At 66.9% G+C, this 26,860-nt stretch carries 22 protein-coding genes and 1 tRNA gene; 14 read left to right on the top strand and 9 right to left on the bottom strand.

Going from position 1 to position 26,860, the window contains the following annotated elements:
• Window positions 1–31 precede the first annotated feature (31 nt).
• Window positions 32–1,987 (bottom strand): hypothetical protein, encoded by a 1,956-nt coding sequence (locus tag G6R31_RS11325; protein WP_229659303.1) that lies wholly within the window; start codon window positions 1,985–1,987, stop codon window positions 32–34.
• A gap of 356 nt (window positions 1,988–2,343) precedes the next feature.
• Between G6R31_RS11325 and G6R31_RS11320 the strand changes: the two genes are divergently transcribed.
• Together G6R31_RS11320 and G6R31_RS11315 are read left to right on the top strand one after the other, a co-directional pair.
• Window positions 2,344–4,710 carry a protein kinase domain-containing protein gene (locus tag G6R31_RS11320; RefSeq protein ID WP_017871848.1) on the top strand — a complete coding sequence of 789 codons (2,367 nt, stop codon included), beginning with the start codon at window positions 2,344–2,346 and terminating at the stop codon, window positions 4,708–4,710.
• Window positions 4,711–4,715: 5 nt separating this feature from the next.
• Window positions 4,716–4,967, top strand: a complete 252-nt coding sequence (locus G6R31_RS11315) for a glutaredoxin family protein (RefSeq protein ID WP_017871847.1) — start codon at window positions 4,716–4,718, stop codon at window positions 4,965–4,967.
• 362 nt (window positions 4,968–5,329) lie between these two features.
• Here G6R31_RS11315 and G6R31_RS11310 read toward each other — a convergent pair whose 3' ends face one another.
• Window positions 5,330–6,292 carry a helix-turn-helix transcriptional regulator gene (locus tag G6R31_RS11310; protein WP_017872082.1) on the bottom strand — a complete coding sequence of 321 codons (963 nt, stop codon included), beginning with the start codon at window positions 6,290–6,292 and terminating at the stop codon, window positions 5,330–5,332.
• Window positions 6,293–6,542: 250 nt separating this feature from the next.
• Here G6R31_RS11310 and G6R31_RS11305 point away from each other — a divergent pair, with 250 nt between their 5' ends.
• A complete protein-coding gene (locus G6R31_RS11305) occupies window positions 6,543–7,763 on the top strand; it encodes a transposase (RefSeq protein ID WP_164993981.1) in 1,221 nt (406 codons plus the stop codon).
• A gap of 219 nt (window positions 7,764–7,982) precedes the next feature.
• Here the strand turns inward: G6R31_RS11305 and G6R31_RS11300 are convergent, their stop codons facing one another.
• Complete coding sequence (locus G6R31_RS11300; protein WP_017870782.1) at window positions 7,983–8,318, bottom strand: DsrE family protein; 336 nt, start codon at window positions 8,316–8,318, stop codon at window positions 7,983–7,985.
• A gap of 77 nt (window positions 8,319–8,395) precedes the next feature.
• Between G6R31_RS11300 and G6R31_RS11295 the strand changes: the two genes are divergently transcribed.
• Both G6R31_RS11295 and G6R31_RS11290 read left to right on the top strand, forming a co-directional pair.
• Complete coding sequence (locus G6R31_RS11295; protein ID WP_040384476.1) at window positions 8,396–8,893, top strand: DinB family protein; 498 nt, start codon at window positions 8,396–8,398, stop codon at window positions 8,891–8,893.
• Between the two features lie 238 nt (window positions 8,894–9,131).
• Window positions 9,132–9,647, top strand: coding sequence for a DinB family protein (locus G6R31_RS11290; protein ID WP_017870780.1), 516 nt, complete (start codon window positions 9,132–9,134; stop codon window positions 9,645–9,647).
• 9 nt (window positions 9,648–9,656) lie between these two features.
• Here the strand turns inward: G6R31_RS11290 and G6R31_RS11285 are convergent, their stop codons facing one another.
• The 4 genes from G6R31_RS11285 to mqnC all read right to left on the bottom strand — a co-directional run bounded on the left by G6R31_RS11285 (window position 9,657) and on the right by mqnC (window position 13,546).
• Window positions 9,657–10,880, bottom strand: a complete 1,224-nt coding sequence (locus tag G6R31_RS11285; RefSeq protein WP_025567344.1) for a 23S rRNA (cytosine(2499)-C(5))-methyltransferase — start codon at window positions 10,878–10,880, stop codon at window positions 9,657–9,659.
• A 294-nt stretch (window positions 10,881–11,174) separates the two neighbouring features.
• Window positions 11,175–11,248, bottom strand: a tRNA-Gln gene (locus G6R31_RS11280).
• A gap of 88 nt (window positions 11,249–11,336) precedes the next feature.
• Window positions 11,337–12,254: an ABC transporter ATP-binding protein gene (locus G6R31_RS11275; protein ID WP_017870778.1), complete on the bottom strand. Its 918-nt coding sequence runs from the start codon at window positions 12,252–12,254 to the stop codon at window positions 11,337–11,339.
• Between the two features lie 62 nt (window positions 12,255–12,316).
• Entirely contained in the window at window positions 12,317–13,546 is a 1,230-nt protein-coding gene (gene mqnC, locus G6R31_RS11270; RefSeq protein WP_017870777.1) for a cyclic dehypoxanthinyl futalosine synthase, read from the bottom strand.
• Window positions 13,547–13,671: 125 nt separating this feature from the next.
• Between mqnC and G6R31_RS11265 the strand changes: the two genes are divergently transcribed.
• The 5 genes from G6R31_RS11265 to G6R31_RS11245 all read left to right on the top strand — a co-directional run bounded on the left by G6R31_RS11265 (window position 13,672) and on the right by G6R31_RS11245 (window position 21,341).
• Window positions 13,672–14,664, top strand: a complete 993-nt coding sequence (locus tag G6R31_RS11265) for an extracellular solute-binding protein (protein WP_017870776.1) — start codon at window positions 13,672–13,674, stop codon at window positions 14,662–14,664.
• A 228-nt stretch (window positions 14,665–14,892) separates the two neighbouring features.
• A complete protein-coding gene (locus tag G6R31_RS11260) occupies window positions 14,893–16,467 on the top strand; it encodes an ABC transporter permease (RefSeq protein ID WP_017870775.1) in 1,575 nt (524 codons plus the stop codon).
• Between the two features lie 11 nt (window positions 16,468–16,478).
• On the top strand, window positions 16,479–17,516 hold the full coding sequence (locus G6R31_RS11255; RefSeq protein ID WP_017870774.1) for an ABC transporter ATP-binding protein: 1,038 nt from the start codon (window positions 16,479–16,481) through the stop codon (window positions 17,514–17,516).
• 247 nt (window positions 17,517–17,763) lie between these two features.
• A complete protein-coding gene (locus tag G6R31_RS11250; RefSeq protein ID WP_017870773.1) occupies window positions 17,764–20,385 on the top strand; it encodes a DEAD/DEAH box helicase in 2,622 nt (873 codons plus the stop codon).
• A 149-nt stretch (window positions 20,386–20,534) separates the two neighbouring features.
• Window positions 20,535–21,341 (top strand): trypsin-like peptidase domain-containing protein, encoded by an 807-nt coding sequence (locus G6R31_RS11245; RefSeq protein ID WP_152423658.1) that lies wholly within the window; start codon window positions 20,535–20,537, stop codon window positions 21,339–21,341.
• Between the two features lie 104 nt (window positions 21,342–21,445).
• On the opposite strand, the gene G6R31_RS11240 is transcribed toward G6R31_RS11245, so the two are convergent.
• Window positions 21,446–22,237 carry an APH(3') family aminoglycoside O-phosphotransferase gene (locus G6R31_RS11240; protein ID WP_017870772.1) on the bottom strand — a complete coding sequence of 264 codons (792 nt, stop codon included), beginning with the start codon at window positions 22,235–22,237 and terminating at the stop codon, window positions 21,446–21,448.
• Window positions 22,238–22,276: 39 nt separating this feature from the next.
• On the opposite strand from G6R31_RS11240, the gene G6R31_RS11235 reads away from it, so the two are divergent.
• From G6R31_RS11235 to ddrB, 4 genes are all read left to right on the top strand, one after another.
• The gene (locus G6R31_RS11235; protein WP_017870771.1) at window positions 22,277–23,182 is read left to right on the top strand and encodes a hypothetical protein; all 906 of its coding nucleotides are present in this window, start codon (window positions 22,277–22,279) and stop codon (window positions 23,180–23,182) included.
• Window positions 23,179–23,547: a hypothetical protein gene (locus tag G6R31_RS11230; protein ID WP_017870770.1), complete on the top strand. Its 369-nt coding sequence runs from the start codon at window positions 23,179–23,181 to the stop codon at window positions 23,545–23,547. Before G6R31_RS11235 ends, G6R31_RS11230 begins: the two co-directional genes overlap by 4 nt.
• A 68-nt stretch (window positions 23,548–23,615) precedes the next feature.
• Complete coding sequence (locus tag G6R31_RS11225) at window positions 23,616–23,990, top strand: hypothetical protein (protein WP_017870769.1); 375 nt, start codon at window positions 23,616–23,618, stop codon at window positions 23,988–23,990.
• 99 nt (window positions 23,991–24,089) lie between these two features.
• Window positions 24,090–24,650 carry a single-stranded DNA-binding protein DdrB gene (gene ddrB, locus G6R31_RS11220; RefSeq protein ID WP_017870768.1) on the top strand — a complete coding sequence of 187 codons (561 nt, stop codon included), beginning with the start codon at window positions 24,090–24,092 and terminating at the stop codon, window positions 24,648–24,650.
• 234 nt (window positions 24,651–24,884) lie between these two features.
• On the opposite strand, the gene G6R31_RS11215 is transcribed toward ddrB, so the two are convergent.
• Window positions 24,885–26,798, bottom strand: coding sequence for a peptidylprolyl isomerase (locus G6R31_RS11215; RefSeq protein WP_017870767.1), 1,914 nt, complete (start codon window positions 26,796–26,798; stop codon window positions 24,885–24,887).
• Between the last annotated feature and the right edge of the window lie 62 nt (window positions 26,799–26,860).

Genomic DNA, 26,860 nt, shown 5'->3' with positions numbered 1-26,860 from the left:
CTCAAGCAGCGGGCACAGGCCCGGACCGGGTTCAGGGGGCCGCTGCCTTTCCGACTGCTCCGGCTTCCAGGGGACCCGTCGCCAGCGCACAGACGGCCACTTGTGACCCTTCGCGCGCCACCACCACGCTCAGGTCGTGCAGCGACAGGACCAGCAGGTCGCCCACCGGAATCGCCGGTTGTCCGGGCCGCACCGCCACCAGCTCGGCGCGGTGGTCCGGGCGCAGGGTGAGCAGCCGCTCGCCGGGCAACCGCAGTTCCAGCGGCTCGCTGTCCAGACCAAACACCAGAAACTGACCGCTGGCGCTGAGGAAGGTGGGCGCGGGGTCCCGCCCGGCGCTGGCCGTGCTGGGCGGGTCATGCAGCACCTCGGAAGCGCCAGCCGCGTGCTCGGCAGCCTGCCGCACCTGCGCGGCGTAGTGCGGTGGCAGGCCCAGTTCCGCCTGCGCCGCCCGCGCCGTGTGGGCGACCTCGGCAGACGTGAAGCGGGGCAGGAGAAGGTGGAGGTGACGCAGCGTGCGCCGGGCCGTGGTCAGGGCGTCGGAAGAAGGGTGGTCTGGGTGCGGCGCAGCGGTGCCGGGCAGCCCGGCATCTGGCCCCTCAGCATCTGGCCCCTCGGCAGCCGGCAGGTCGCCAGTGCGCCGGGGGTCCCCGAGAAGGCGCTGGGCCAGGGCGCGGGCCAGCCGCAGACGGCCAGAGTCGGTGCCGGGCAGCAGCAGCACGGCGCAGGCACGGCCCACAGCGGCGAGGCGCGCCAGTCGGCGCGTTTGTGCCGCGTCCGCCCGGCACCTGAGCAGGGCATAGTCGCCGCTGAACAGCAGTTGAAGCTGCTGCCCGCCCACGTCCAGCCGCAGCTGTCGTTCGCTGGCAGGCAGCTCGGGCCGCAGCAGCGCGAGTTGCCCGCCCCGGACCGGCGGGCTGGTTTCGTCCTGCACCAGCACCTGCCAGTTCGGACCCAGGGAGCGCCACGTCAGCCGCAGGCCCTGCCAGTGGGCCACCCGGTCCGGCCCGCCGAGGTGCAGGATCAGGCTTCTTCCCGCCGCAGCGCTGCTCAGGGCGCTGCCCGGTTCCGGGGCAAGGAGCGCGGGGTGGGCCGCCTCCGCCCCCGACCCGTGCCGGGGGGCCAGTTCCAGCCGGCGCGCCAGCCAGTGCCGGATGGCCTGCGCCGCTTCACGCAGGGCCGGGCGCTCCCGGGGGTCGGCCCAGAGTTCGGACTGTGGCCCGGCACTGGCCCGCAGCGCCTCTTCCAGCCGCTCGCGCTCGTGTGGGCTGCCGCCCCCGCGCCGGACAGCGGACAGTTGCGCCTGCAGCACGTCGTCGCCGGGCTGCGGGGGAAAAGGGTTGTCTTCTATCCGGTCAAGCGCCTGCCACACCTGCGCCGCTCCGCCGGGAAGCAGCAGCATGTCGCCCAGCGTGCGGGTCAGTTGCCGCACCACCTCGCTGTTTCCCAGCGACACCAGCGTGTCGTGCGCCCCCGGAACCGGAAACAGCGTGGGAAGCTGCCGCGCCGCCCGCTCGGCGTTCTCGGTCACGGCGTAGAGCACGCGCAGGGTGGGGCGCCCCGGTTCGTGGCGAAGTTGCTGGGTCACGTCGTGCATCTCGGCCATCAGGTCGGCGTGCCAGGCCAGCTGCCGCAGCTCGGCCCAGGCGGCGTCTTCCTGTGCGTTTCGGGTCAGGGTTGGGACGGAACCGGGCTGCTTGCCCGCTGGGGGCTGTGCGGGTTGTGCCTCTAGAGATTGCGCTTGGGGCAACTGCCGCCGGGTCGCCTGCCAGGTGCGGTACTGGTGGTCGGTGCGAATCAGTCGGCGGCGCAGGGGCGCGGGCCAGTCGGCCTGCCACAGTCGCCCGCGCAGTTCGCGCACGCTGCGCTCGCCCCCCCGGGGTTCGCGCCCGGCCACCAGATCGCTGACCTGGTACTCGTAGAGTTCGAGAAGCCAGGCCAGGGACCGGGTCTGAGAAACGCCGCTGTACACTTCGGGGGCTGCCACGCTGCGCACAGTCTGGCATGCGGAGCGAGTCTGCCGGGGTTCCCGCCCCCTTTTTTCGCCTCCTGCAGCCCCCATTGAGACAGTCAGGGTGTAAGTGCCTTGCAAGGCCGGGCGAGTACACTGGGGGCCGATGTTGTCGCGTCCCCTCCATTTTTGTTGCCCGCTGCACGTGGCCTTCCGGGGACGCCTGATACGCATTCCATTACATTCCAGCACAGTCGGAACTGCAGCGCCTGCGCTTCCATACCATGAAACGCGTCTCTTTTCCTTCTCGCATCCGCTCCGCTGCGCAGCTTTGCAAGTTGGATTGAATCGCAAAGTACGCGATTCATCGGAGTTCGTATGAGGTGGGTGCCGTGACCCTGCTGCTGCTCCTGGCCCTGTTCGTGGTGTCCCTGCTGCTGCTGCTGCTCGGGCGCCTGAGCGAACGGGTCCTGAGCGGGGTCATGGCGCTGTCGGTGGTGGCGCTGTGCCTGCTGGTGCTGTTCATGAACGTGCAGGTCAGCGGCGCGGGAATCGGCGCCCCCCCCCGGATGCAGGGCCTGCTGACGGTCTGTGCCGCGCTGCTGGGCGGCTCGGTGCTGTCGCTGATGCTGCGGTCACAGGCCCGGCAGGACGACAAACTGGCCAAGTTCCGCCGCGGCACGTCGGTGCGCCCCGGTTTCCGCACGGCCACCCACTCCGGAAGTGGGTCACGCGCCGCTGGCCGCCGCACCACCGGGCACGGAACCCGCAAAACCGCCGCCGGGCCGGTGTCCGGGATGCAGGCTTTGCGAGGCGCCCTGGGCGAATTCAAGCTGCCGCAACTCGGCACCCGGAAACGCGGCAAACGCACGGCGGCGCGGCGCACCGGCGTGACCCGGACCGGCACCGGCACCCGCGCTGGCGGCACGCTGCGCACGGCGCGGGGCCGGACACCGCAGCGCGGCGGCGCCGTGACCGGCGACGTGTTTTTTCAGGAGTACGAGGTGCTCGAGCGCGTCGGCATCGGCGGCATGGGCAGCGTGTACCGCGCCAAGCGGCGGCAGGACGGGCGCGTGGTGGCGCTCAAGGTGCCGCAGGAGAAGTACCTCGCCGACGCCAAATTCGTCAAGCGCTTCTACCGCGAGGCCGAGGTGCTCAAGCGCTTTACCCACCCCAACATCGTGCGGGTGTACGACTACCGCATGCAGGCGCCCGAGCATTACATCGCCATGGAATACCTCGACGGCGACAGCCTGGAAGACCTGCTGGAACGTCAGCCCTTCAGTTTCTCCGAGAGTGTGCAGATGCTGCGGGCGATGGCCGACGCGCTGCGGCACATTCACATGCAGAACGTCGTTCACCGCGACATCAAGCCCGCCAACGTGATGGTGCTCCGGGGCGCGTTCGAAAACGGCAAGCTGCGCGAAGGCGGCATCAAGCTGATGGACTTCGGCATCGCGGTGGGCAAGGTGCTGACCCGGCTCACCATGACCGGCGCCCGCGTGGGCACGCCGATCTACATGGCCCCCGAGCAGGCCAAGGGCAACCGGGTGGACGCCCGCAGCGACGTGTATTCGCTGGGGCTGCTCGCCTACGAGATGATTTCGGGCGTCACCGCCTTTCGCGGCAGCTACGAGGCGGTGGTGCACCAGCAGGTGTTCGAGCAGCCCAAACCGCCCAAGCAGGTCAACCTGAAGGTGCCGGGCAAGCTCAGTGACCTGATCCTGCACATGATCGAGAAGGACCCCGCGCTGCGCCCGACCCTCGACGAGGTGATCGCCCGGATCGACGCCGGGGTGCTGGAAGACGAGGTGTTCGCCGACCCCGTGGCGCTGGCGGTCAGCACCGAGGAAAAAGCGGGCACCCTGCGCCTGCTCGATCTCGCGGGCAAGCTGCGCGTGAGCCTGTGCGACCAGGGCACCAAACCCGGCCAGTTGCCGCTGCCCCCCACCGCCCTGACCGGCGACGCCCAGGGCCACCTGTATCTGGCGCTGCCCGATCATCCGCAGCTTCAGGAAGGCGCCCTGCTTCGCAAACTCGGCCCCCAGGGGCGGGAAGAACTGGCGTTCGGGACCTACGGGCTGCAACCGGGGCAACTGCTGCGCCCGGTCGGGCTGGCGGTCTGGAACGGGCAACTCTACGTGCTCGACGCCGAAACCCAGTTCGTCAGCGTGTTCGGTCCGGGGGGGGACTTTCTGTTCCGCTTCGGGGGACCGGGGGCCGGGCAGGGCAAGTTCGGTCGTCCGTCCACGCTCAAATTCGGTCCCGACGGGCAACTGTACGTGCTCGACCGTGGCAACCACGAGGTGCAGCGCTTTACCCCACGCGGCGAGTATGTCAGCCGCTACGCCTTTCGCCTCGACCGCAATTCCGAGCAGTTGCGCGGCCTCGACGGACTGGGCGTGGACGCCCGGGGCAGCGTGTACATCGTGGACAGCGTGGCCCGCAAGGTCCGCAAGATCGAACCCGACGGCACCCCCGGCACCACCTTCGCGCTCGAAACCCTGGTCGGTGAGCCTGCCGACGCGCCCTGGCTGCTCGAAGTCGCCGCCGACGGGCGCATCTACGCGCTGCGGCAGGGCGGGCAGGTGCTGCGGCTGTTCTCGCCCGCCGGTGACCTGATCACCCAGCGCGACATGTACGCGCCGCTGCATGCGATGGCCCTGGTGCAGCGACCCAATGCTGCCGAAGCCGGTGCTGCCGAAGCCGGTGCCGCGCTGTCCGCTGGCGACCCGGCCCGCCTGCGCTCCGGGATCTGACGCCGATGTCCCGTCTGCCTCTCTTGACCCTGTACCACCGCCCCGGCTGCCACCTGTGCGAGCAGGCGCAGGCGCACCTGGACGAACTCGGCTTTGTCTACCGCCCCCACGACATCAGCGGCGACGCGGCCCTGACTGCCCTTCACGGCGACCATATTCCGGTGCTGGCGCTGGGCGAGCGCGTGCTGCTGCGCGGCGTGCTGAGCCGCTCCCGACTGAGCACGCTCAAGCTGCGCCTGCTGCGTGAGCTGGGCTAATACGGATTCTGCGATATGGATGCACAGGCGGCGCTTTCCCGACTGTGCAGGAATTAAGCAGAATCACCTCGGGTGCGGCGAGGTTCGCGGTAGTGGGAAGGAAAAAATGCCGTGCAGAGCGCGGGAGCGGTCTCCGCCTTCCAGTCCTGCCCTCGTTATCGCGTGGATGTCCCCCCTCGCCGGATAGATTTCACTTCCGACCGCTTTCCACAGCGCCGAGCAAAAGGTCCCCCACAACATGGTTTGGGCCTCGGTTGAACACTCATTTGCCGCCGCACCCGAGGTGAATCCGTACTTTTTCCTACTCGCATCCGCTCTGCTGCGCAGCTTTGCAAGTCGGATTGAATCTGGTAGTTTCAGATTCAATCGGAATCCGTATAAGCACCCGCCGCCGCGCAGCGCCGCGTCAGCGTCCGGAACACCTCGCGAAGTTCGGGCGGCGAGTCCACCCGGAAGTCCACCCCCACCCCGAGCAGAAAAGCAGCGAAACTCGCCAGATTCTCGCGCTGGCACGTCAGTCGGGTGCCTTCTCCCTCGGCGCGGAGGTCAGTGTGCCACACAGAAACGGCGCCGCGCAGGGTCGCGGGCGGGGCGGCCAGCCACACGCTGACCTCGTAGCTGGGCGCGTGGCAGGCGTGAGAGCGGATGTACGCCAGCGCATCAAAGTCCTGCGGTGGGGTAAAGGTTTCCTCCAGCACGGCCAGTTCCCGAATGCGGTCCAGGCGGAAAGAACGCACTTCCTGCCGCAACTGACACCAGCCCACCGCGTACCAGCGCCCGTCCACGTGCATCACGCGGTAGACATTGACCTGGCGGCGCGTGACTGCCCCCTGGTTGGAGGTGTAGGCGAATTCGGCCACCTGACTGGCCCGCACCGCCCGCAGCAGTGTGGCGAGGGTGGCCGCGTCGGTGCTGACCACCCAGGGCGAGTCGTCAAGCTGCACGGCTTTTTCCAGCGCCTGCACCTCTTCGCGCAGGCTGTGCGGTAGCGTGCGCGTCAGCTTGGCACTGGCGGCCTCAGCGGCGGGTGCCAGCGTGTGCAGGCCCAGTTGCCTCAGCGCCCGCAGGCCCAGCGCCAGGCTCAGCGCCTCCTCGCCGGTAAACATCAGCGGCGGCAACCGGAACCCAGGTTTCAGGCGATATGCCCCGCCCACGCCGCGCTTGCCCTCGACTGGAATGCCCAGGTCTTGCAACTTCATCACGTACCGCTGCACCGTACGCGGGCTGACTTCCAGCCGCCGCGCGAGTTCCGCGCCCGTGACTTCCTCCCGTGCCTGGAGCAGTTCCAGCACGGTCAGGACACGGAGGGAGGGGTCGTAGGTCATAGGATGGGTGTCTAGAGCATTTGACAAAAAGACGTTACGTCTTTTTGGCGAGCGGACTGGGACAGCTCGCAGAGAGCGAGTGCAAAACACTGAGCAGGGCGGAGAATGGAGTGATGCGGGGTGCCGTTCCGCGCATCACGTAATTCGGAGAACTGCTCTAATCAATGGTGCGGACAGTTTCGAGGGGGTAAAGAAGAGATCTCCGGTACGGTGAGGTTGAAACGACTTCACGCACAGGAGACCTACTTCAATGTTACCGATTCTGCTGACCCTTCTCGCCCTGCCCGCCCACCAACACCGTTTCTTCGCCAAACTCATCCCGCTCTGGCAAGCCATTCCCGGTCGGGTCAATGCCATGAATTTCAGCCGCTACAGCGGCTGGAACGAACGAACGCTCCGTCGCTGGTTTCAGAAGGCCCTCCCCTGGGCGGAGCTGCATTGGGGCCTGCTGCAATTCCTCCTGTGTTTGGGGGTGTTGGAGGGGCGCTTCATCCTGGCCCTGGATGCCAGCTTCATTCCCAAGTCGGGCAAGAACACTGCGGGGGTGGGGGCATTCTGGAACGGTGCGACGCACCGTTCCGAAACTGGGTTGGAACTGTCGTGTCTGGCCCTGCTGAGCTGGTCAGGCCATCACGCGTTTCCTGTCCACGTGCAGCAAACTCAGCCGCGTGGACAGAAGGCCGATCGCCTCGAACAGTACTTGGATCAACTGGTCTCCTTCCTGGAGCAGCGCCGGACCTGGTTAACCCGACATCTCCGTGTGGTGGTCGCGGATGGTCAGTATGCCAAGACGATGTTTATGGACGCCGTCAGTCGCGAAGGCTATGCCTTCGTGACCAAAATGCAGTGCAACGCCAACCTGCTTTATCCCTTTACTGGCCCGCACCACAAGCGGCGAGGAGGACGGCAAAGGTGGGCTGGGAAGGTCGATTTCATCAACTTTGATGGGTGGGCCAGTGTGCCTGGTGAGGACCGGGAACGGGTGTGGACACGTGTCGTGTGGGCACCCCACTACGGGCGTTTTCTCCGGGTCGTGGTCATCCAGAATCTGGGAGGGCGCGGTAAGGTGAAGGGGCACGTGGTGCTGTGCAGCACTGACCCAACCCTACCGGCAACGCAGATCCGGGCGCTCTACAGCGCCCGGTTCAGACTGGAATTCGTTTTCCGGGATGCCAAGCAGTTCGCGGGGTTGAACACCTGCCAGCTTCGCAGCACCGTCGCGTTGGAAAACCACTGGAATGCGGCTTTCTTTGCCCTGAGCATGGGACGAGCAGAAGCGTTACTTGAAGCGGCAGGACGCTGGGAGCGTCCTGCCGCCCGGATGGCGTTCTCCTACGAAGACATCAAACGACGGGCCTATAACCAACTCTTCGCCCGCCGAATTCTTCGCAATCTCGGTCTTGAGGCGCGATTCCACGAATTAGAGAAACATCCGTCCAGACCGCTTGATCTCGGCGTCAAAGCCGCCTAAAACTGTCCGCACCATTGCTAATACGGATTCCGATTGAATCTGGTAGTTTCAGATTCAATCCGAGCGGATGCGAGTAGGAAAAAATACGGATTCCGCGATATGGATGCACAGGCGGCGCTTTCCCGACTGTGCAGGAATTAAGCGGAATCCGTATAAGAGTCTAAGGAGCCAAGTTGCTTGACGCTCAGCCCCTTGGACGGCCCGCACCCTTTGCAGGCCTCAGGGTTTGATGTAGGCAAAGCCTCCCTGTTGCGCTTCCGCCAGGGCCAGGACGCCGTTCGGGACAGTAGCAGCCCACTCGGGCAGGGCTTTTTCAGGGATGTCGTGCGCCTTCAGCGAGTTCTGGCAGACCTGGAACACGACGCCTTTTGCCGCCGCCTTCGCCATGTGGCTCAGCTGGTCGTGTTCGCCCTGCAGCACGTAGACCGCCGAGCCGTTGGCCACCACGCGCACGTCTGGAACGTCGTCCAGTGCGGTCAGGTTGACGAGGTTGCCCAGCGCGGCATGCCAGCGGTCGGCCTCGGAGACGTGGAGCACCAGCTTCAGGTCGGACATGCCCCAGTCTAGTTCCGAAATACGTCACGTTCTGTCAGGTATCGGGGCTACGCTGCGGACGGAAGGAGGAAATGGAAATGAGCGACGAAACGACACTGCTCACGCCCGCCGCCCTGTTGACCTACTGGCAGGGGCACCGTGACCTGACGCGCCGGGTCATCGAGGCTTTCCCGGAGGAGGGCTTCAGGACACACCACGCCCCCGACATGCGCCCCTTTCAGGCGATGGCCTGCGAACTGGCCGGGATGGTGGAGTACCAGCTCGACTGGTTTCGCAGGGGCCGACCCCACTGGGATGAAGCCGACCAGAACAGGGTCGTGCCGGGCCGCGCCGAGTTGCTGGCGTGGTGGGACAAGTTGACTGCCGAACTCGACGCCGAAGTGCCCAGGGTCAGCGCCGAGACGTGGCTGACCCCGGGAGACACGCCGTTCGGCAAGATGTCGCCACTGACGAGCGTGCTGTACCTGATGGACAACGAGATTCACCACCGGGGCCAGGGCTACGTGTACCTGCGCGAACTCGGTGTCACTCCGCCCGCCTTCTACGAGCGGAGCGGTCTGCCGCCGATGGGCTGAGCCTCCTGCCGGTCGAACAGCGCGGCCTGCCCCCTGCGTCTGCCGCACCCGCCTGACTTTCGTTGAACCTGTGCCCTCGTTGGCGGCACAGGATGGAGACCAGATGATACGGATTCCGCTTAATTCCTGCACAGTCGGGAAAGCGCCGCCTGTGCATCCATATCGCAGAATCCGTATTTTTTCCTACTCGCATCCGCTCGGATTGAATCTGGTAGTTTCAGATTCAATCGGAATCCAGATGACCCTTCCCGACCTGCTTCTCGAAGCCTACCGCCGCAACGGGCGCGTCAATGCGGCGCTGCTCTCGGCCCTTACCCCTGCCGACTTCGACCTCTCCGACGGGCGCGGCGGCTGGACCGTGGGGCGGCACCTCGGCCACCTCGCCCTTTTTCGCGTCGGCTGGCTGGGCCTGATTTCACCTGCCGACGCTCAGGGCCTGCCCGAAGTCGTGGAGGGCGACTGGCAAAACTTCGCCCTGACCGAGCGCGACCCCGCGCGACTGGCCGAAGCCTTCCGCCTGAGCGACGAGGCCGCGCTGCGGGCGGTGCAGTCGGCGGTGGCGGAGGGTCGCACTTTTCCCGACCCGTACGGCGAAGGCACCTATCAGGCCCACCCCGCCCACTTTCTGCAGCACATCATCGTCCATGACAGCCACCACCGGGGGCAGGTCATGAGCCTGCTGCGGCAGGGCGGGCGCAGCGCGGAACAGATGGAGCAGCTCGATTCGCCCATGTGGGCCATCTGGCGGGAATGACGGGAATCGTCAATCCAGCTGCAAAAACACGGCCTTGAGATACTCCGCTTCGGCAAAGCTGGCGTGGTGGTCGGGCGCGTGGCGACTGCTCAGCAGCTTGCGCCAGCGGCGGCCACTGCGGCGCACCGCCCCCATCACAGCGTCCTCGAATTCCTCGGCGCTGACGTGCGCGCTGCACGAGGCGCTGACCAGAATGCCGCCGGGGGCCAGCCGCGTCAGGCCGCCCTCGGCGAGCTTGCCGTAGGCCCGAATCGCTCCTTCGCGCTCCGCTTCGCGCCGGGCGAGCGAGGGGGGGTCCAGAATCACGAGGTCGTAGTCGGCCCCCTTGGCGGAAGCAGGCAGCCACTCGAACACGTCGGCCTGCACGGTCCTGTGCACGGCTTTCAGCTCGGGGTTGAGGGCAAAGTTGCGCTCGGCACTGCGCAGGGCGTGGGCGCTGATGTCGAGGCTGGTGACCGCGCTGGCCCCGCCCCGCGCCGCGTAGAGCGAAAAGCCCCCGGAAAAGGAAAAGGCGTTGAGCACGCGCCGCCCCTGGCTCAGGCCCTCCACCCGGCGGCGGTTCTCGCGCTGGTCGAGGAAAAAGCCGGTTTTCTGGCCCTGCCTCACCTCGGCCTCGAACTTCAGCCCCGATTCGCGGAACACCACCGCGTCGCCGCCGAGGTCGCCGTAGATCACCTGCCCGTCGTGCAGGTCCAGGTCGGCGGCCAGCGCCTGAATGTTGCGGCTCAGTCGCAGCACCACGGCGAAGTCCGGGGCGCGGGCGGCGAACAGTTCGAGCATCCGGCGCAGGTGCGTAAACCAGGCGGCGGTATAGAGCTTCATGACCAGCACCCCGGCGTAGCGGTCCACCACCAGCCCCGGAAAGCCGTCGGACTCGCCGTTCAGCACGCGGTAGCCGTCGGTGTCCCCGAAGGCGGTCAGCGGCCCGAACAGCGCGGCGCGGCGGGCCAGGGCCGTGTCCAGACGGGCGGCCCACCACGCATCGTCCAGGGTGGTCGGCATCCCGGTGTGCAGCACCCGCAACCGCAGCGGCGAGTGGGGGTCGTACAGCCCGATGGCCAGAAAACGGTCGCGGCGGTCGTAGATCACCGCGAGTTCGCCCGGTTCGCCCTCGCGGTTTTGCTCGCGCACGCTCGACTCGTAGACCCAGGGGTGGCCGTCGCGGACATGAAGTTCGGCGGCCTTGGACACCCGCAGACGCAGGCGGGACGGGGCAGAGGCGGGTGCGGACATGGAGGGAAGATAGCCTGATACGGATTCCGATTGAATCTGGTCGTTTCAGATTCAATCCGACTTGCAAAGCTGCTCAGCAGAGCGGATGCGAGTAGGAAAAAATACGGATTCTGCGATATGGATGCACAGGCGGCGCTTTCCCGACTGTGCAGGAATTAAGCGGAATCCGTATGAGACCGGGACGCGCCGTTCACGGGTCGGAGGGACGGGCCGTATCAAATGCCCCCCAACCTCCCGACCAAGAAACCAAAAAAACTGACCTCCCGGTAAAGGAGGCCAGCTTCCTTGACTTTCTGGCAGGGATACCAGGATTCGAACCTAGACAAACAGATCCAAAATCTGTTGTGCTGCCATTACACCATATCCCTAGGCAGACCTGTCTCGACAGGCCCGCAGAGTATAGCCGGGCACCTTCGGCGCGGTCAAGCGCGGCTCGCCTCTCCTCACCTGTTCTGGTCACCTGTCCTGGCGGTCGTCCGGCACCTCTTGCAGCAGGCTCTGTTCCAGGGCCAGCCGCACCGGGTCGCCCGGCTGCGCCCCGCCGAGCAGCGCGGCCTCGCGCACGCTCAGGTGCAGGGTGAGCGGTCCCAGCGGGTGCGCCAGGGTGACGGTTTCCCCGGTTTCGTGGGGCTGGCGGGAAAGCAGCGGGGTGGGGTCGCCCGCGCCCAGCCGGGCCGCCTGTTCGGGCACCAGCAGCGCCCTGCCGCCGGGCCGCGCGAACACGTTGGTCCAGCCCAGAAACTCCGCTGTCCAGGCGGTCGCCGGAGACGCGAACACGTTCCGGGCGGCCCCGACCTGCACCACCTGCCCCGCCCGCATGACGGCCACCCGGTGCGCCAGGGCCAGGGCTTCGCGCTGGTCGTGGGTGACGAGCAGCACGCCCGCGCCCAGTTGCCCGAACAGCCCGCGCAGGTCGTGGCGCAGTTCGGTGCGCAGCTTTTCGTCGAGGTTGCTCAGCGGCTCGTCGAGCAGCAGCAGCGGCGAACGGGTCGCCAGGGCGCGGGCCAGGGCCACCCGCTGCTGTTGCCCGCCCGACAGTTGCGCGGGGAGGCGCTGTTCCAGTTCGGGCAGGCCCACCAGCGCCAGGGCTTCACGCGCCCTGGCCTCGGCCTGTGCCCGGCGCTCGCCGCGTACCCTGGGGCCGTAAGCCACGTTGCCCAGCACGCTCAGGTGCGGAAACAGCGCGTAGTCCTGAAAGACCAGCCCGATATGCCGCGCTTCGGGGGGCAGGTCGGTCACGTCGCGTCCGCCGACCTCCACCCGCCCGCTGTCGGGGTGTTCCAGGCCCGCTACCCCGCGCAGCACCGTGCTTTTGCCGCAGCCCGAAGGCCCCAGCAGGGCCAGGGTTTCACCCGCGTCCACCGTCAACGACACGTCCCGCGCCGCCTGGACGTTGCCGAACGCCTTGGACAGCCCGCTCAGGCGCAGGGCCGCCGTTATGCGCCCACCCCGCGCTGCCCCTCGGGATTCTCGGCGGAACGGCTCAGGAACGCCTCCACGTCGGGGTAATTCAGAATCTCGAAGCGGCTGTTGCGGATGGCCGGCTTGAAGCCCGCGTCCACCGAAATGCGAATCAGTTCGCGCACGGTGGCCCGGTGCCGGTCGTGCCCCGCCGCCGCCGACACCACGTTTTCTTCCAGCATGGTGGAGCCGAGGTCGTTGGCGCCGTAGTACAGCGCGGCCTGCCCCACCTTGAACCCCTGCGCGGGCCACGACGCCTGCAGATTGTGCAGGTTGTCCAGCGCGATACGGGCGACGGCGAGCTGCTGAAGGTACTCGTGCGCGGTGGCGCCGGGGGCCTTGCCGTGCAGGCGGGTGTGCTCGGTTTGCAGCGTCCACAGCGCGAAGCCGAAAAAGCCGTTGCCGCCGTACTCCCGCAGCGCCTTGTCCTGCTGCGCCCGAATCTTGAGCAGGTGGCTGACCCGCTGGGCATACGTTTCGCCGAAGCCGATGACCATCGTGGCAATCGTGTACAGCCCCTTGCGCTGCGCCGCGTCGATAATCCGGAACCAGTCGTCCGAACGGATGCGGGCGGGCGCGGCCTTCTTGCGCACGTCGTCTTCCAGAATCTCGCCGCCCGCGCCGGGCAAGCCGTCCAGTCCGGCCTCGATAAGCGTGTCGAGCAGTTCGTCGAGGCTCAGCCCGAACGTCTTTTCCATGAACAGCACTTCTTCGGGCGAGAAGGCGTCGATCTGGATGGTCGGGTGGTGGGCTTTGACGTGCCGCAGCATCCCGGTGTAGTAGTCCAGCCCCAGTTCGGGGTTCACGCCGCCTTGCAGCAGGATGCGGGTGCCGCCCACCGCTTCCAGCTCGCGGATTTTGTGCGAAATCTGCTCGTAGTCCAGCGTGTAGCTGTCCGGCTGACGCTTGGTGCGGTAAAAGGCGCAGAAGTTGCAGCCCACGTTGCAGACATTGGTGTAGTTGATGTTGCGGTCGATCAGGAAACTGACCACGTCCGGGTCGCGCCGCTGCATCCGCAGGTCGTGGGCGACGGCGGCCACCTCGGGGAGGGGCAGGTGGTAGAGGCTTTCGAGTTCCCCGGCGCTCAGCCGCTCGCCGCGCTCGGCCCGCTCCAGCGCGGTCAGGTCCAGGGCCACCGGACCCGCCGCGCTGCCCGAAGCGACGGAAGCGGGGGCGACCTGGGAAGCGGCGTCGAGAGCAGTCATGGACCGAGGGTAGCACCGGGCAAAAGCGCCGTCTGTGCCGAAGGTCCCTCGACTGTCCCAAGGTGCTTGACCTCCGCGACGCTGGAAATATTGACTAACCCGAGTCAGTTACTTAGGATTCCTCCATGCGCCGTTTTCTGCTCTCGACCCTGACCCTCGCTGTCGCCTCGTCCGCCCTCGCTGCGGGCACCCTCACCGTGTACTCGGGCCGCGCCAAGACCTTCGTGGACCCGGTGGTGCAGCAGTTCGAGCGCCAGACCGGAATCAAGGTCAACGTGCGCTACGGCACCGACGCCCAGCTGGTCGCCGCGCTGCGCGAAGAAGGCAAGCGCAGCCCCGCCGACGTGTTCTGGGGCAACTCGGTGGGCGCGCTCGGAGAACTGTCGGACAGCGGCCTGTTTTCCAAGCTCGGCACGGCCAGCTTCCGCAACGTGAGCGACGACTACGTTCCCGACAGCAAGGACTGGGTGCCCACCACCGTGCGTTTCCGCGTGCTCGCCTACAACACGAACAAGGTCAAGCCCGAGCAACTGCCCGCCAGCATCCTCGACCTGCCCAAGATGACCAGCCTCAAGGGCCGCATCGGTTGGACCGTGAGCTACCCCAGCTTTCAGGACTTCCTCGGCGGCATGATCGCCAAGCACGGTGAGGCGGCGACCCGCCAGTGGCTGATCGGCATGAAGGCCCTGAACCCCAAGGACTACAAGACCAGCAACGTGGGGATGCTCGAAGCCATGCGCGCCGGTGAAATCGACGTGGCGCTCACCAACCACTACTATGTCCAGCGCGTGAATCGCCTGAACTACCCCATCGACACGCACTTCTTCAAGGCGGGCGACATCGGCAACCTCGGCAACGCGACGGGCGCGGCACTCCTCAAGACCAGCAAGAACCGCGCCGCCGCGCTGCGTTTCCTTCAAGCGCTGACCGGCAAGGACGCCCAGACCTTCTTCCTGAGCGTGAACTTCGAGTACCCGGTGGTGGGCAACATCATCCAGCCTTCGACCATGCTGCCTTACAACGACGTGGTCAAGCGCAGCCCCAAGCTCTCGCCCTCGGTGCTGCCCAAGAACATCGAAAAGGCGCAGAAGCTGCTGCGTGAAGTCGGCCTGCTCTGATTTTTTCCCTCTCTAAAGCATTTGACAAAAAGACGTAACGTCTTTTTGGCGAGCGGACTGGGACAGCTCTGCGAGTCCGCAGGAGAGAATGAAGTGATGCGCGGAACGGCACCCCGCATCACTTCATTCGGAGAACTGCTCTAAGCGCCGGTCCTGTGGGGGCTGGCGTTTTTTCTGCCTGTCCCAGGACAATTCCGACCAAGTTCCTCTGTTATCCTCCTGAACCTGATGCGCCGCCCGCCTCCTCTGCTGCTGTTTCCCGCCCTGCTGACGGTGCTGGGGGTCGGGCTGCCGCTGCTGTATCTGGTGCTGCGGGCGCTGGGGGCCGAGAGCGAGGAACTGCGCGAAATCGTGTTTCGGCCCCGCAATCTGGAACTGGCGCTCAATACGCTGCTGCTCACCCTGGCGACGCTGCTGACGACCACGCTGCTGAGCCTGCCGCTGGCGTTTCTGGCGACCCGCACCGACTTCCGGCCCCGGCGTCTGCTGCTGCTGCTGGGCGTGCTGCCGCTGGCGCTGCCGGGGTATGTGGGGGCCTACGCGCTGATTGCCGCCACCGGCAGCGGCGGCACCCTGGACACGCTGCTGGGGCTGCGCCTGCCCACGCCGGGCGGGTTCTGGGGGGCGCTGGGCGTGCTGACCCTGTTTACCTTTCCGTACCTGTTTCTGAACCTGCAATCGGCGCTCAGAACGGTGGACCCCGCGCTCGAAGAAGCGGCGCGGGTGCTGGGGCGCAGCCGCTGGCAGACCTTCTGGCAGGTCACTCTGCCCGCGCTGCGTCCGGCGTGGCTCTCGGGGGCACTGCTGACGGCGCTGCACGTGCTGGGCGACTTCAGCGTGGTGTCCCTGATGCGCTACCCCACCTTCAGCGCGGCGATTTATCAGCAGTACACCGCCGCCTACGACCGGGTGTATTCGGCGTGGCTGGCGCTGCTGCTGCTGGTGCTGACCGCCGCCGCGCTGTGGCTGGAGGCCCGGCTGATGCGCGGCGTGTGGCTGGCGCGGGTGTCGCCCGCCGCCCCTCGTCCCCCGTCCCGGCTGCGGCTGGGGGCCTGGGCGCTTGCGGCCTGGGCCTTTGTCCTGGCGCTGGGCACGGCGGCGCTGGTCGTGCCGGTGGGCACGGTGCTGTACTGGCTGCGGCTGACCGTGCAGGAGTCGCAGGGCAACCCCTACGCCTGGGCCTCGCTGTGGGACGCGGCCCGCACCGCCCTGAGCGCGGCGTCGCTGGCGGCCCTCACGACCACGGCGCTGGCGTTTCCGCTGGCCTACATCGGCAGTCGCTACGGGGCGGAAGGCAAGGCGGGGCGCTGGGCGCGGGTGACCGAGCGGGCGGCCTACCTGGGCTACGCGACGCCGCCGCTGGCCTTCGCGCTGGCGCTGGTGTTTTTCACCCTGCAGGTGGTGCCGGGCGTGTACCAGACGTTCGGGCTGCTGCTGGCGGCCTACACGCTGCATTTCGTGGCCGAGGCCATCGGGCCGATTCGCTCGGGACTCGTGCGGGCCACGCCCCGGCTGGAAGAGGCGGCGCGGGTGCTGGGCTATTCTCCCGCGCAGACCCTGTGGCGGGTCACTTTGCCGCTGCTGCGCCCCGGCCTGCTGGCGAGTGGGGCCTTCGTGTTCCTGAGCGTGCTCAAGGAATTGCCGCTCACGCTGCTGCTCGCGCCCATCGGCTTCGAGACGCTGGCCCGGGGCGTGTGGACCTATACCGAAGAAGCCCAGTACGCCGCCGCCGCGCCCTACGCCCTGGCGCTGGTGCTCAGCGGCGCGCTGCTGACCCTGCTGATTTTGCGGCGGGAACGTTGAAAGGAAAGCTCATGACCCACTCCTCTTCCCCCGCTCCCCTCGTCGTGTCGGGCCTGTCCAAACGCTTCGGGCCGGGCCTGTCACCCGTGGTGGATGGCCTCGACCTGGCCCTGAAACCGGGCGAACTGCTCACGCTGCTGGGGCCTTCGGGCTGCGGCAAGACGACCACCCTGCGCCTGATTGCCGGACTGGAAACGCCGGACAGCGGCTCCATCGTCATCGCCGGGCGCGAGATGACCCGGCCCCTCGTGCCCCCGGAAGGGCGTGGGGTGGGGCTGGTGTTTCAGGACTACGCGCTGTTTCCGCACCTGAGCGTGCTGGGCAACGTGCTGTTCGGGCTGCGGCATCTGCCCCGCGCCGAGCGGCTGTCCCGCGCCCGTGAAACGCTGGCGATGGTCGGCCTCACGGTGTTCGAGCAGCGGATGCCGCACCAGCTCTCCGGCGGGCAGCAGCAGCGGGTGGCGCTCGCCCGCGCCCTGGCCCCGCGCCCGGCGCTGCTGCTGCTCGACGAGCCTTTTTCCAACCTCGACGCGCAACTGCGCCACTCCACCCGGCAGGACGTGCGCGGGATTTTGCGCGGCAGCGGCACGGCGGCGATTCTGGTGACCCACGACCAGGAGGAGGCGCTGGCCTTCAGTGACCGCGTGGCCGTGATGCGCGGGGGCCGGGCCGAGCAACTCGGCACCCCCGAGGAGGTCTATGCCCGCCCCGGCACGGTCTTTGTCGCCAACTTTCTGGGCGGCAGCAATCTGGTGTCCGGGACGGCGCAGGGCGAGTGGGCCGAAACGCCCCTGGGCCGCGTGCGTCTGACCCGCCCGGCGCAGGGGCCGGTGATGGTCAGCCTGCGCCCCGAACAGCTCGCCTTCGGGACGCAGGGCACGCCCGCCACAGTGCTCAGCCGCGAGTTCGGCGGGCGCGACACCCGCTACGTGCTGCGGCTGGCCGGGGGGCAGGACGTGGCGCTGCACACGCTGGCCCCGCAGCCGCTGGGCGAGGGGGCACAGGTCTTTCTGAGCGTGCGCGGCGAGGGGCATGTGGTGGCCCGTTGAGCAAAGTGGCCGGTTGAGCGAGGTGGCCCGTTGACTGAGGTCGCCCGTTGACTGATACGGATTCCGATTGAATCTGGTCGTTTCAGATTCAATCCGAGCGGATGCGAGTAGGAAAAAATACGGGTTACGCGATATGGATGCACAGGCGGCGCTTTCCCGACTGTGCAGGAATTAAGCGGAATCCGTATGAGGTCGAAGGTTGACCGAAATCACCCCCCGGATGACCTGAGCGCCCTACACTGTCCGGATGCTGCCCGCCCGCTCCCCCTACGCCCGTCTGGAACTGTTCCTGCGGGACATCCTGGGCGGGGGGGCCACGCTGCTGCACGAGGAAGAAGTGCAGGCCGCCCGGACAGTCAGCGCGGCGAGCCTGGGCTGGTCGCCCGCCGTGCAGCGCGGCTTCGGCTTTCCCGAGGTCTACGCGCACCAGGCCGACACCTACCGCCTGATGCACGCGGGCAAGAACGTCATCATCACCACGCCCACCGCCAGCGGCAAGACGGGCGCTTTTTTTCCGGCGGTCTTCGAGCGGCTGGAGCAAAAGCCACAGGCCACCGCGCTGTTCGTCTACCCGCTCGTTGCGCTCGGCCAGGATCAGCGCGACAAGTTGCGGGCCTTCCGGGAAAAGGGGGCGTTCGGCTGGGACATCGGCGCGTTTCACGGCAACTCGCAGCCCGCCGAGGTGTTCCGGCCCGAAGTGCGGATGGTGACGGCCACGCCCGACAAGCTGCACTGGTCGCTCGACAAGCCCGCCGTGCGCGACTTTTTGCGGCGGCTGGAGTTCGTGGTGCTGGACGAGGCCCACACCTACCGGGGCGGCTTCGGGTCGGAAGTGGCGGGGATGCTGCGGCGTCTGCTCGACCTCGCCCGCGCCCTGGGAGCGAATCCGCAGGTCGTGCTCTCGACCGCCACCATCGGCAACCCCGCCGAGTTCGCGCGTGAACTCATCGGCGTGGAGGCCGAGCAGGTGGGTGAGTCCGGCGCGGCGCGGCACGGCAAGCGCTATTACCTCGCCGACCACAGGGGCCAGCCCCGGCGCTTCTGGGACAGCGTGGTGAGCGCCAGCATCCACCACGGCCTCAAGGTGCTGGCTTTTTTTCGGGGGCGCTCACGCGCGGCGCGCCTGTACTCCACCTACCGGGGGCAGTCCCGCTTCGCGCCGCATGTCCACCTCTACATGGCCGGAACGAGTGACCGCGAGGGCCGCCTCAGCGAGTTCCGGCGGGCCAGCAGCGGCGTGATGTTCGCCACCAACGCGCTGGAGGCCGGGGTGGACATCGGCGACCTCGAAGTGGTGATTATCGACGGGTATCCCGGCTCGCGCATGGCCTTCCGGCAGATGGCGGGCCGCGCCGGACGGGTCGCGCCGGGGCTGGTGCTGTACCTGCCCGCGCTGAACGAACAGGGCGTGCCGCAGCCCGTGGACGCCTTTTATTCCAACCTCGGCAACTTTCGCGAGCTGCTCACCGGGCCGCTGGAAAAGGCGGTGGTGGAGGCCGGAAATCCGTATCTGGCCCCCCGGCATCAGGCGCGGCGCAACGCCGAATTCCGGGCGGCGGGCCTGCCCGCGCTGCCGCAGCCGGGGCCGAACTACTGGACCCTGCGCGGCGAGGGCAGCGCCACCTTCGCCGTCATCGAGGAAAAAGACTGGCAGGACAGGGGCCTGAAAGCCTTCGACGCGCCGCTGGAGTCGCCCAGCCAGCACTACGCCCTGACCGAGAAACACGCGGGCGCGGTGTTTACCCTCGACGGCCAGGGCTACCGGGTGCGGCGCTGGGAAGAAACGCCGCGCGGCACGGCCATCGTCGTGGAAAAGCATCTGGCGGCGGACCTGTTCACGCGGGGGCTGTACTCCACGCAGGTGCGCCCGGTGAAGATGGGCGAGTGGGTGCGGCGTGGCCCCCTGGCCTACCGGCACGGCGAAGTCGTGGTGCAGCGCGTCTACACCGGCTACACGGTCATGCGGCAGGTGTTCGAGCGCGTCTGCACCGGCTGTGACCGCGAGCCGCTGCCCTTCGAGCGGGTCTGCGCGACCTGTGGCAGCCGCATTCAGGACAGAATGCAGGACCAGAAACTCAGCGAGCATCTCTACGAGGACCCCATCGAACTGCCGCCCTTTCGCACCTCGGCGCTGGAAGTGGGGCTGAACCCCGCGAGCACCGAGCGCCCCACCGCCGTGGCGCATACCCTCAAGCACCTGCTGCAAAAGCTGATTCCCGAGCGCGTGGCCTGCGACGAGGGCGACCTCGCCGGGGCCTTTCGGGAGGGCCAGGACACCTATTTTTTCCTCTACGACGACTGGCGCGGTGGGCTGGGCGTGTCGCGCCGGGCCTTCGAGCAACTCGACGACCTGTTGCGCCGGGCGCACGTGCTGGCGACCAAGACCTGCTGCACGTCTCCCCAGGGCTGCTACGAATGCATCGCGGTCAGCCGCTGCTTTTCGCCCCTGCTGCCCAGCGGCGAGCGCCGCCCCACCGACAAGGAGGCCACCGCGCTCTTTTTGCAGAATCTGCTGGGGATTCAGCCCGCGCCCGCCGCAGAAGGCGAGGCCATACCCGACGTGGCCCCGGCCCTGCCCGGCGACTGGGCGCAGCAGGCCCGCGAACTGCTCGACCTGCACGGCCTCTCGCTGCCCGAAGTCAGCGCCCGCCTCGGCATCCCCAGCCGCGAGATTCAGCGGGCGGTCAGCGCTACGGCCCCGCTGCGCCTCTCGCACGCCAAATTCGGCGAAGGCATCCTGACGCAAGGCTCCGGCCAGGGAGATGCCCGCGAGGTGCTGGTGTATTTCCCCGGTCACGGCTACAAGCGCCTGCTGGTCAAATACGCCGGGCTGAGCGTGGCAGGCCGGGAAGCGGCGGGGCGGCGCTGAGGAACGGGATTCAGAGCAATGACAGGCAGGTTTAATGGTCTTTGACGCCTAGAGCTACCGGCTTGGTGGAGTGATTCTCTGTCGTCGACTTAAGCAAATATACGGCAATAAGCTTATCTTCAGCCATGCCCCTTCTAGTTACTAGCTCAATGAGCCTAGCCTCCCTGTACGTGGAGGCTCTCTTCGATGAGACAGTGCTCAGTAGCGCGACTGCCTTCTACTGGCTTAAGCCAGGCTTTGGAACGCCGCACCTCATTACAAATTGGCACGTGGTCTCGGGAAGGAACGCAGAAGATGGAAGCTGTCTTTCTAAGACGGGTGGTGTTCCAAATCAACTTCGCGTTTACTCCCAACCGGCTGGACCATCTAAGGACGCTTATATATACACTATCCCGCTTATAGTTGATAGCAAGCAACAATGGATTGAGCATCCTGAGGGGAGGAAGGTAGATGTAGTTGCCATCCCTTTGTTGTATGCTCCCCTCTATGAACCGGAGTTTTCGACCTATCCTATTAATGCTAACCCAAACGTATTTTATGCGGATATACAAACTGTAGTAACCTCCGAAGTATTCATTCTAGGCTACCCCAATGGTTTCAGGCATAAACCCTGGTTTCCTATCTGGAAGAGGGGGACTATAGCTACTGAGCCCTATATAGATTTTGATGAGCGTCCTATATTCTTGGTTGATGCTCTTACTCGAGCATCGATGTCTGGTTCTCCGGTTATACAGATGTCTAATTCTAACTATATAAACAGTTACGGTGAAGTTGAATTCAACGGCTCACAGAACGTGAAGTTCCTAGGTATTTATTCAGGACGCATCGATTCTTCCAGAGTTAGAGAGGGAATTATCTACGAAGGAGCGGAGTTGGGAAGAGTATTTCGAAGAGAAGTTATTGGAGAAATACTAGATGATTCAATGATGGCGAGATTCGGTAAAGAGATTAGCTAGATGCAGAGGATTCAGTAGACTGTTTGATTCCATATTAACCATTCTAGTCAGAAGTATTAAATGCTGGATTAAATCATCTTTTAAATAACTGAATTACATTCCCCCTAAAACAACTCGTCCAGCAACGCGTAATACTCCAGCTTCCCCTCATCCAGCAGCTCGCGTCCGTAGAGGCCCAGCAGCATGTCGGCGTAGGCCGCGCCCAGGTTGCGGCGGGTGCTGCGCCACGCCAGCGCCAGGTCGGTGTGCCGGTCGGCGATTCCGGCGCGGCCCAGGTCGATCAGTCCCTCCACGTACTCCCCCTGCACGATGAAGTTGGGCAGGCAGGCGTCCCCGTGTGTGACCACCAGGTCTTCCTGCGCCGGGCGAGTGCGGGCCAAGCGGTTGAACACGCTCACGGCGCTGTGCCCCTGGCGCTCCTCGTCGAAGTCGCTTTCGTCCACGGCGCCCGCCGCCACCCGTTCGCGGGCGAGTTTCAGGCGGGCGCCCAGACTCATGTTGAAGGGGCACTCGCGCACCGGCAGGGCGTGCAGTTCGCGCAGGGCGCGGGCGAGCAGGTTCACCATGCGTTCGGGGTGCAGCGCGGCGTCGGGGTGGCTCATGGGAATGCCCGGCAGCCGCGTCATGGCGAGGTATTCCTGCGCCCCGTCATCCTCGTAGGCGACGACCTGCGGCACCGGCAGCCGACCCGCGAACCAGCGCAGCCGCTCGCGCTCCTGAAGCAGGGTGGACGCCGGGTAGAGCGTGCGCGGCTGCACCTTGACCACGAAGCGGGTGCTGCGCCACACCCCGGCCCCGCTTTCGCCGTCCGTGACCCGTTCCCAGCGGGCGGCGGGCAAGACCCGGCGCAGGGCGGGCGGCAGAATCAGGGCGTCAGGGGCCAGAGCGTCGGACATCACGCGGCAGGATAAACCAGGGGCGGTACACTGCCCAGAATGAAGGTTGGACTGCTGAACTCCCCCGCCGCGCCGCTCTCGCCCTACTGGGCGGCGTACCTCAAGGAACTGGGCGTGCCGACCCAGACCCCGGCCCTGAGCGACGCCGAGGCGCTGGCGCTGGGGGCGCAGAGCCTGCCCGCCGAGTCGCCCGCCGTGCAACTGGTGCTGGGGCGGATTCTGGCGCTGGAGCGCGTGGACGCGGCGCTGCTGACCGAGTGGCCCGCCGTGGCCGGTGACGCCTGGAGCGAGGCGCTGAGCGAGCTGCTGCCCCGGCGCATCAGCGGGCTGCCCACCCTCATCGCCGTCCCCGAGCGCGGCGGTGACCTGGACGCGCTGGAAGCCCAGGCGGCGGGGGTAGGAGTGCGGCTGTCGCAAAACCCCGGCGGCGTGCGCCTCGCGCTCGAACGGGTGCGCCCGCTGGCCCAGCCCGCCCGCGCTGACCTGCCCGCCCTGTCGCGGGCTTCGCGCACGACGGTGGCGGTCATCGGCCCGCGTCCGCTGCTTCAGGAGCCGGTGCTGGCGTCGGGACTGCGCCCGGCCCTCGAAGCGCTGGACCTGCACCCGGTGTTCAGCTACGAAGTGCCGTATGCCGACGCCCTGCGCCGCGCCGAGCGTCTGGAGGACGCCCACAAGGTTCCGGCAGGCGAGCGTGAACTGTTCGGCGCCGCCTCGCTGCTGGCGGGCAAGGGCGCGGTGGCGGGGCTGGTGCTCGTGGCCCCGGCCCGCGACGGCGCGACCCAGGACGCACTGAGCCGCGTCGCCGGGCGTCTCCACAAGCCCGCACTCCACCTGACCCTGGATGCCGGTCAGGAGGAGTGGCCCGAGCTGGACACCTTTGCCGCACGTCTGACCCAGGGCGCGACGGGACGCCGCCCGGCGAGCACCCAGGAGAGCGGCGAGTGAACTTCTGGCGCTGGCTGACCACGCCCGACCCGCACCCCGGCTTTACCCGCTCCAAGCTGTTGCGGCTGGCGCTGCGGCTGTTTCTGTTCGTGCTGGTGGCGACCCTCCTGAGCAGTCTGCTGAGCCTGACCCCGCTCAGTCCCTACCTGAACACCTGGTGGGGCAGCCTGCTGTTCGTGCTGCTGCTCTACATTCCGGCCGCCCGGTTCCTGAACGTGGACACCTTCGTGCCGGGCCGGTTTCAGCGCCCTGCGCCGGGGAGCAACGCGGCGCAGGGCGGCATGAGCACGCTGGACAAGCGGCGCGAGAAAAACCGCTATGCCGGGGTTCGCAAGCCCCCGCCGCGCACGGGGGGGCGGCGCTGAGGCCACCCGACCTTAAAGATTGACCCGATGTCATGACCCTGTGAGAGCGGCTTTGCTCTGGTGGGCGCATGAAATGGACCGGCGCCTCTCAGCGAAAAGGCACCCTCCGCCGCCTTGAGGCCGACGGCAAGGACGTCCGGGCGGTCACGCTCTACACCCACACCTTCGTCCTGTTCGAAGATGGCCGCGCCGACGAGCAAAAGCAGCCCTTCTACACGGCGACGGCGGCCACCCCGCAGGACGCCGAAGCCCTGGCGCTGGCCGCCTACCAGCGGGCGCAGGACTGCCTGCACCGCATGAGCGCCAAGGGGCCTGCGCTCATAGAGTGCGTCCACTGCGGCCTTCAGCGGCGGGCGTCCCTGCCCACGCTGCCGGACTCCGCGCCCCCCCAGAAGCGGGAACGCAAGTCGGAGCGGAAACTGTTCGGGCTGCTGCGGTTCTGAAACCTGCCCCCCCCCGTTTCTCCAGTCCAGCCCCCGCAAGGAATGGCAGTGGCACAAGCTCCAGCGATGTGTTACGTTATTTACGTAAGGAGGAAGCAGATGTTGCAGATTGAATTTCTGACCGACCTGGGTGCGCGGGTCACGGTGAGCGTGGAGCACGAGAGTCGGCTGCTGGACGTGCAACGTCACTATGGTCGCCTGGGATGGACCAGCGGCGAGATTCCGTCCGGGGGCTACCAGTTTCCCATCGAAAACGAGCCGGACTTCGACTGGTCGCTGATCGGTGCCCGCAAGTGGAAAAGCCCGGAAGGCGAGGAACTCGTCATTCACCGGGGCCACGCCTACCGCCGCCGCGAACTGGAGGCGGTGGACAGCCGCAAACTCAAGCTTCCTGCCGCCATCAAATACAGCCGGGGCGCCAAGGTCAGCGACCCGCAGCACGTCCGCGAGAAGGCCGACGGCGACATCGAATATGTCAGCCTCGCCATTTTCCGGGGCGGCAAGCGCCAGGAGCGCTACGCGGTGCCCGGCGGCGCGGCGGCCAGTCAGGGACGCCCGGCTCCGCAGGGCCAGCCCACTCAAACCCGGCCCCAGGCGGCCCGTCCCGCCTCCCGGCCCCCCGCTCAGCAGCCTGCACAGGAAGAAGAAGCGCCGTTCTGATACGGATTCCGATTGAATCTGGTCGTTTCAGATTCAATCCGACTTGCAAAGCTGCGCAGCAGAGCGGATGCGAGTAGGAAAAAATACGGATTCTGCGATATGGATGCACAGGCGGCGCCTTCCCAACTGTATAGGCCCGACTGTGCAGGAATTAAGCGGAATCCGTATGACACCGCCCCACCACGAAAACAAGCCGCCCCGTTGAGAAGGCGGCTTGTTTTCGTGGTGTCTGGTTCAGGGCTTGGCGGGTGCTTCCTCGGTGGTCGTCCCGGTGGCGGGCGCCGATTCGGTCGTGGTCGTCTTGGGCGACTCCGTCGTGCCGGTGTTCGGGGTCTCGGTCTTGGGTGTCTCGGTTTTGGGCGCGGAAGCCGCGACCCGCTTGGCCTGGGCCGCGAGCACCTGTTCGAGGTTGTCCTTGGGGTTCAGGGCGCTGACCTGCTTGTCCAGGAACGCCTGACCGGTTTCGGCCTGCTTGCTGCTCAGCAGGTTCTGGCGGATTTCGTCGCTCACTTCGCTCAGGGGGCGGGTGGTCGGGCGCACCAGGTCACGCACGTAGCCCACCGAGTAGCGCTCTCCGACCTGCACCACAGGAGTCAGGCTGCCCTCTCCCACGCTGCGCAGGTTCTGGCCGAAGGCGGCGGCCGTCAGGGGCGGCACCTCTCCGGTCGTCTGGTCGGGGGCCGGGCTGACCTGTCCGCGCTCGCTGACCGTTCCTCCGGCCTTGCTCGCGGCGGCCACGAAGTCGCCCTGACCGTTCCAGTCGGTGCGGAAGGCGGCGGCCTGGTTCTTGTCCCTGAAGCTCGCCTCGTCGAGGGTGGCGCTGGCGGGCACCTCGTACTGCGCGATGTTCTGGCGGTAGTACGCCTGCACGTCGGCATCGCTGACCTTCACGTCCCGCGCTCCGTAGGCGGCGAGCTGCTGGGCGATGTCCTGGCGCGAGCCGCTGAGCGACAGCCCCAGCTTGCGGGCGATGTTGGGCGCGGCGTAGCCCTGAATCAGTTGCTGCACGACCTGCGGCTTGAAGGTCTTGTTGAGCAGTTCAGGCAACTGCTCGGGCGGCAACTGGCCCACCAGCCCGGCAATCTGCTGGTTGTTCATCACCTGCGCGACCACGTCCGAGTAGGGGATGTTCTGCCCGGCCACGCTCGCCACGGTGGGGTTCTCGATTTTCCAGGCGGGGTCCACGTACTCGACCTTTGCGTTCTTGCGCTGCTCGTCGGCCCAGCGCTCGAGGGCAGCGTCCTGCTTCTGCTGGCGCACGGCGGCGACCAGATCGGTCTTGGCCTGCTCGAAGGTCTTGGGTTGTCCCGGCACGAACTTCTCGACCTTGACGATGTAGAACTTGCCGCCCGACTCGATCACGTCGGTGAGGCCGCCACTGGTCAGCGCGAAAGCGGCTTCGCCCACGGCGGTCGGCAGCGCGGCCTTGAGCACCGGGCGCGGCTGCGTGCCGTCGAGCGGCGCGAGTGCTCCGCCCCGGTCCCCATTCTCGGTGCTGTTTGCCCGCGCCAGCTCGGCAAAGTCGGCTCCGCCCCGTGCCTGGGTGAGCAGCGCCTGGGCCTTGGCCTTGTCGCTCACCACGATCTGGCGGCCCACGATCTGCGGCTCGGCCTGGTACTTGGTCTTGTTCAGGTCGTAGTAGGCCCGCAGCTCGGCGTCGGTGGGCGCGGGCACGGCCTTGCGCAGTTCGTCGGTCTTGCGCTGGTAGGCGAGCTGCTGCCTGACCTGGGTGCGGAAGCCCGCGTCGGTCAGGCCGTTGCTCTGCAGCGCGTCGGTCCAGGCCTTGTTGTCGGTGAGCTGGTTGGACTCGCGGACCTTCTGCACCTCGGCGTTGACATCGGCGCGGCTGACCTGGATGTCCTTGACGCTGCCGAGAATCGCCTGCCGCTCGATGGCCTGCGACACCAGATATACCTTGGCGTCGTCGGACAGCACGCTGCCGGGTTCGTCGGCCAGCAGGGCGCTGCCGCGCCGGGCGCTCTCGAGCTGTTCGGAAGTGACGGCGTCGCCATTAACCCGGATCACCGGGGTGCCTTCCTGACGGTTAAAGAGGCTGCCCACGTTGGGGGTGAACTGGTAGGCCATGCCGGCCACCAGCAGCACCGAAAGCCCGATCAGCAGGCCATTGACGGCTTTTTTCTTGTTCACTGGTTCTCCCTGTTGCCTGTGGTGCGGCCTGTCCGGGCCATGCGTGTGTGGCGTGACGCCTT

It is taken from the genome of Deinococcus wulumuqiensis R12, from assembly GCF_011067105.1.
Taxonomy (GTDB): Bacteria; Deinococcota; Deinococci; order Deinococcales; family Deinococcaceae; genus Deinococcus; species Deinococcus wulumuqiensis.
Note: the sequence above shows the minus strand (reverse complement) of the source record. Positions and strands in the feature narration are given on the sequence as shown.

Coding starts and splice junctions, on each gene's coding strand:
- G6R31_RS11315 (WP_017871847.1), top strand. CDS start 4,716: ATGTCCCGTCTGCCTCTCTTGACCCTGTACCACCGCCCCGGCTGCCAC.
- G6R31_RS11310 (WP_017872082.1), bottom strand. CDS start 6,292: ATGACCTACGACCCCTCCCTCCGTGTCCTGACCGTGCTGGAACTGCTC.
- G6R31_RS11305 (WP_164993981.1), top strand. CDS start 6,543: ATGTTACCGATTCTGCTGACCCTTCTCGCCCTGCCCGCCCACCAACAC.
- G6R31_RS11300 (WP_017870782.1), bottom strand. CDS start 8,318: ATGTCCGACCTGAAGCTGGTGCTCCACGTCTCCGAGGCCGACCGCTGG.
- G6R31_RS11295 (WP_040384476.1), top strand. CDS start 8,396: ATGAGCGACGAAACGACACTGCTCACGCCCGCCGCCCTGTTGACCTAC.
- G6R31_RS11290 (WP_017870780.1), top strand. CDS start 9,132: ATGACCCTTCCCGACCTGCTTCTCGAAGCCTACCGCCGCAACGGGCGC.
- G6R31_RS11285 (WP_025567344.1), bottom strand. CDS start 10,880: ATGTCCGCACCCGCCTCTGCCCCGTCCCGCCTGCGTCTGCGGGTGTCC.
- mqnC (WP_017870777.1), bottom strand. CDS start 13,546: ATGACTGCTCTCGACGCCGCTTCCCAGGTCGCCCCCGCTTCCGTCGCT.
- G6R31_RS11265 (WP_017870776.1), top strand. CDS start 13,672: ATGCGCCGTTTTCTGCTCTCGACCCTGACCCTCGCTGTCGCCTCGTCC.
- G6R31_RS11260 (WP_017870775.1), top strand. CDS start 14,893: ATGCGCCGCCCGCCTCCTCTGCTGCTGTTTCCCGCCCTGCTGACGGTG.
- G6R31_RS11255 (WP_017870774.1), top strand. CDS start 16,479: ATGACCCACTCCTCTTCCCCCGCTCCCCTCGTCGTGTCGGGCCTGTCC.
- G6R31_RS11250 (WP_017870773.1), top strand. CDS start 17,764: ATGCTGCCCGCCCGCTCCCCCTACGCCCGTCTGGAACTGTTCCTGCGG.
- G6R31_RS11245 (WP_152423658.1), top strand. CDS start 20,535: ATGAGCCTAGCCTCCCTGTACGTGGAGGCTCTCTTCGATGAGACAGTG.
- G6R31_RS11240 (WP_017870772.1), bottom strand. CDS start 22,237: ATGTCCGACGCTCTGGCCCCTGACGCCCTGATTCTGCCGCCCGCCCTG.
- G6R31_RS11235 (WP_017870771.1), top strand. CDS start 22,277: ATGAAGGTTGGACTGCTGAACTCCCCCGCCGCGCCGCTCTCGCCCTAC.
- G6R31_RS11225 (WP_017870769.1), top strand. CDS start 23,616: ATGAAATGGACCGGCGCCTCTCAGCGAAAAGGCACCCTCCGCCGCCTT.
- ddrB (WP_017870768.1), top strand. CDS start 24,090: ATGTTGCAGATTGAATTTCTGACCGACCTGGGTGCGCGGGTCACGGTG.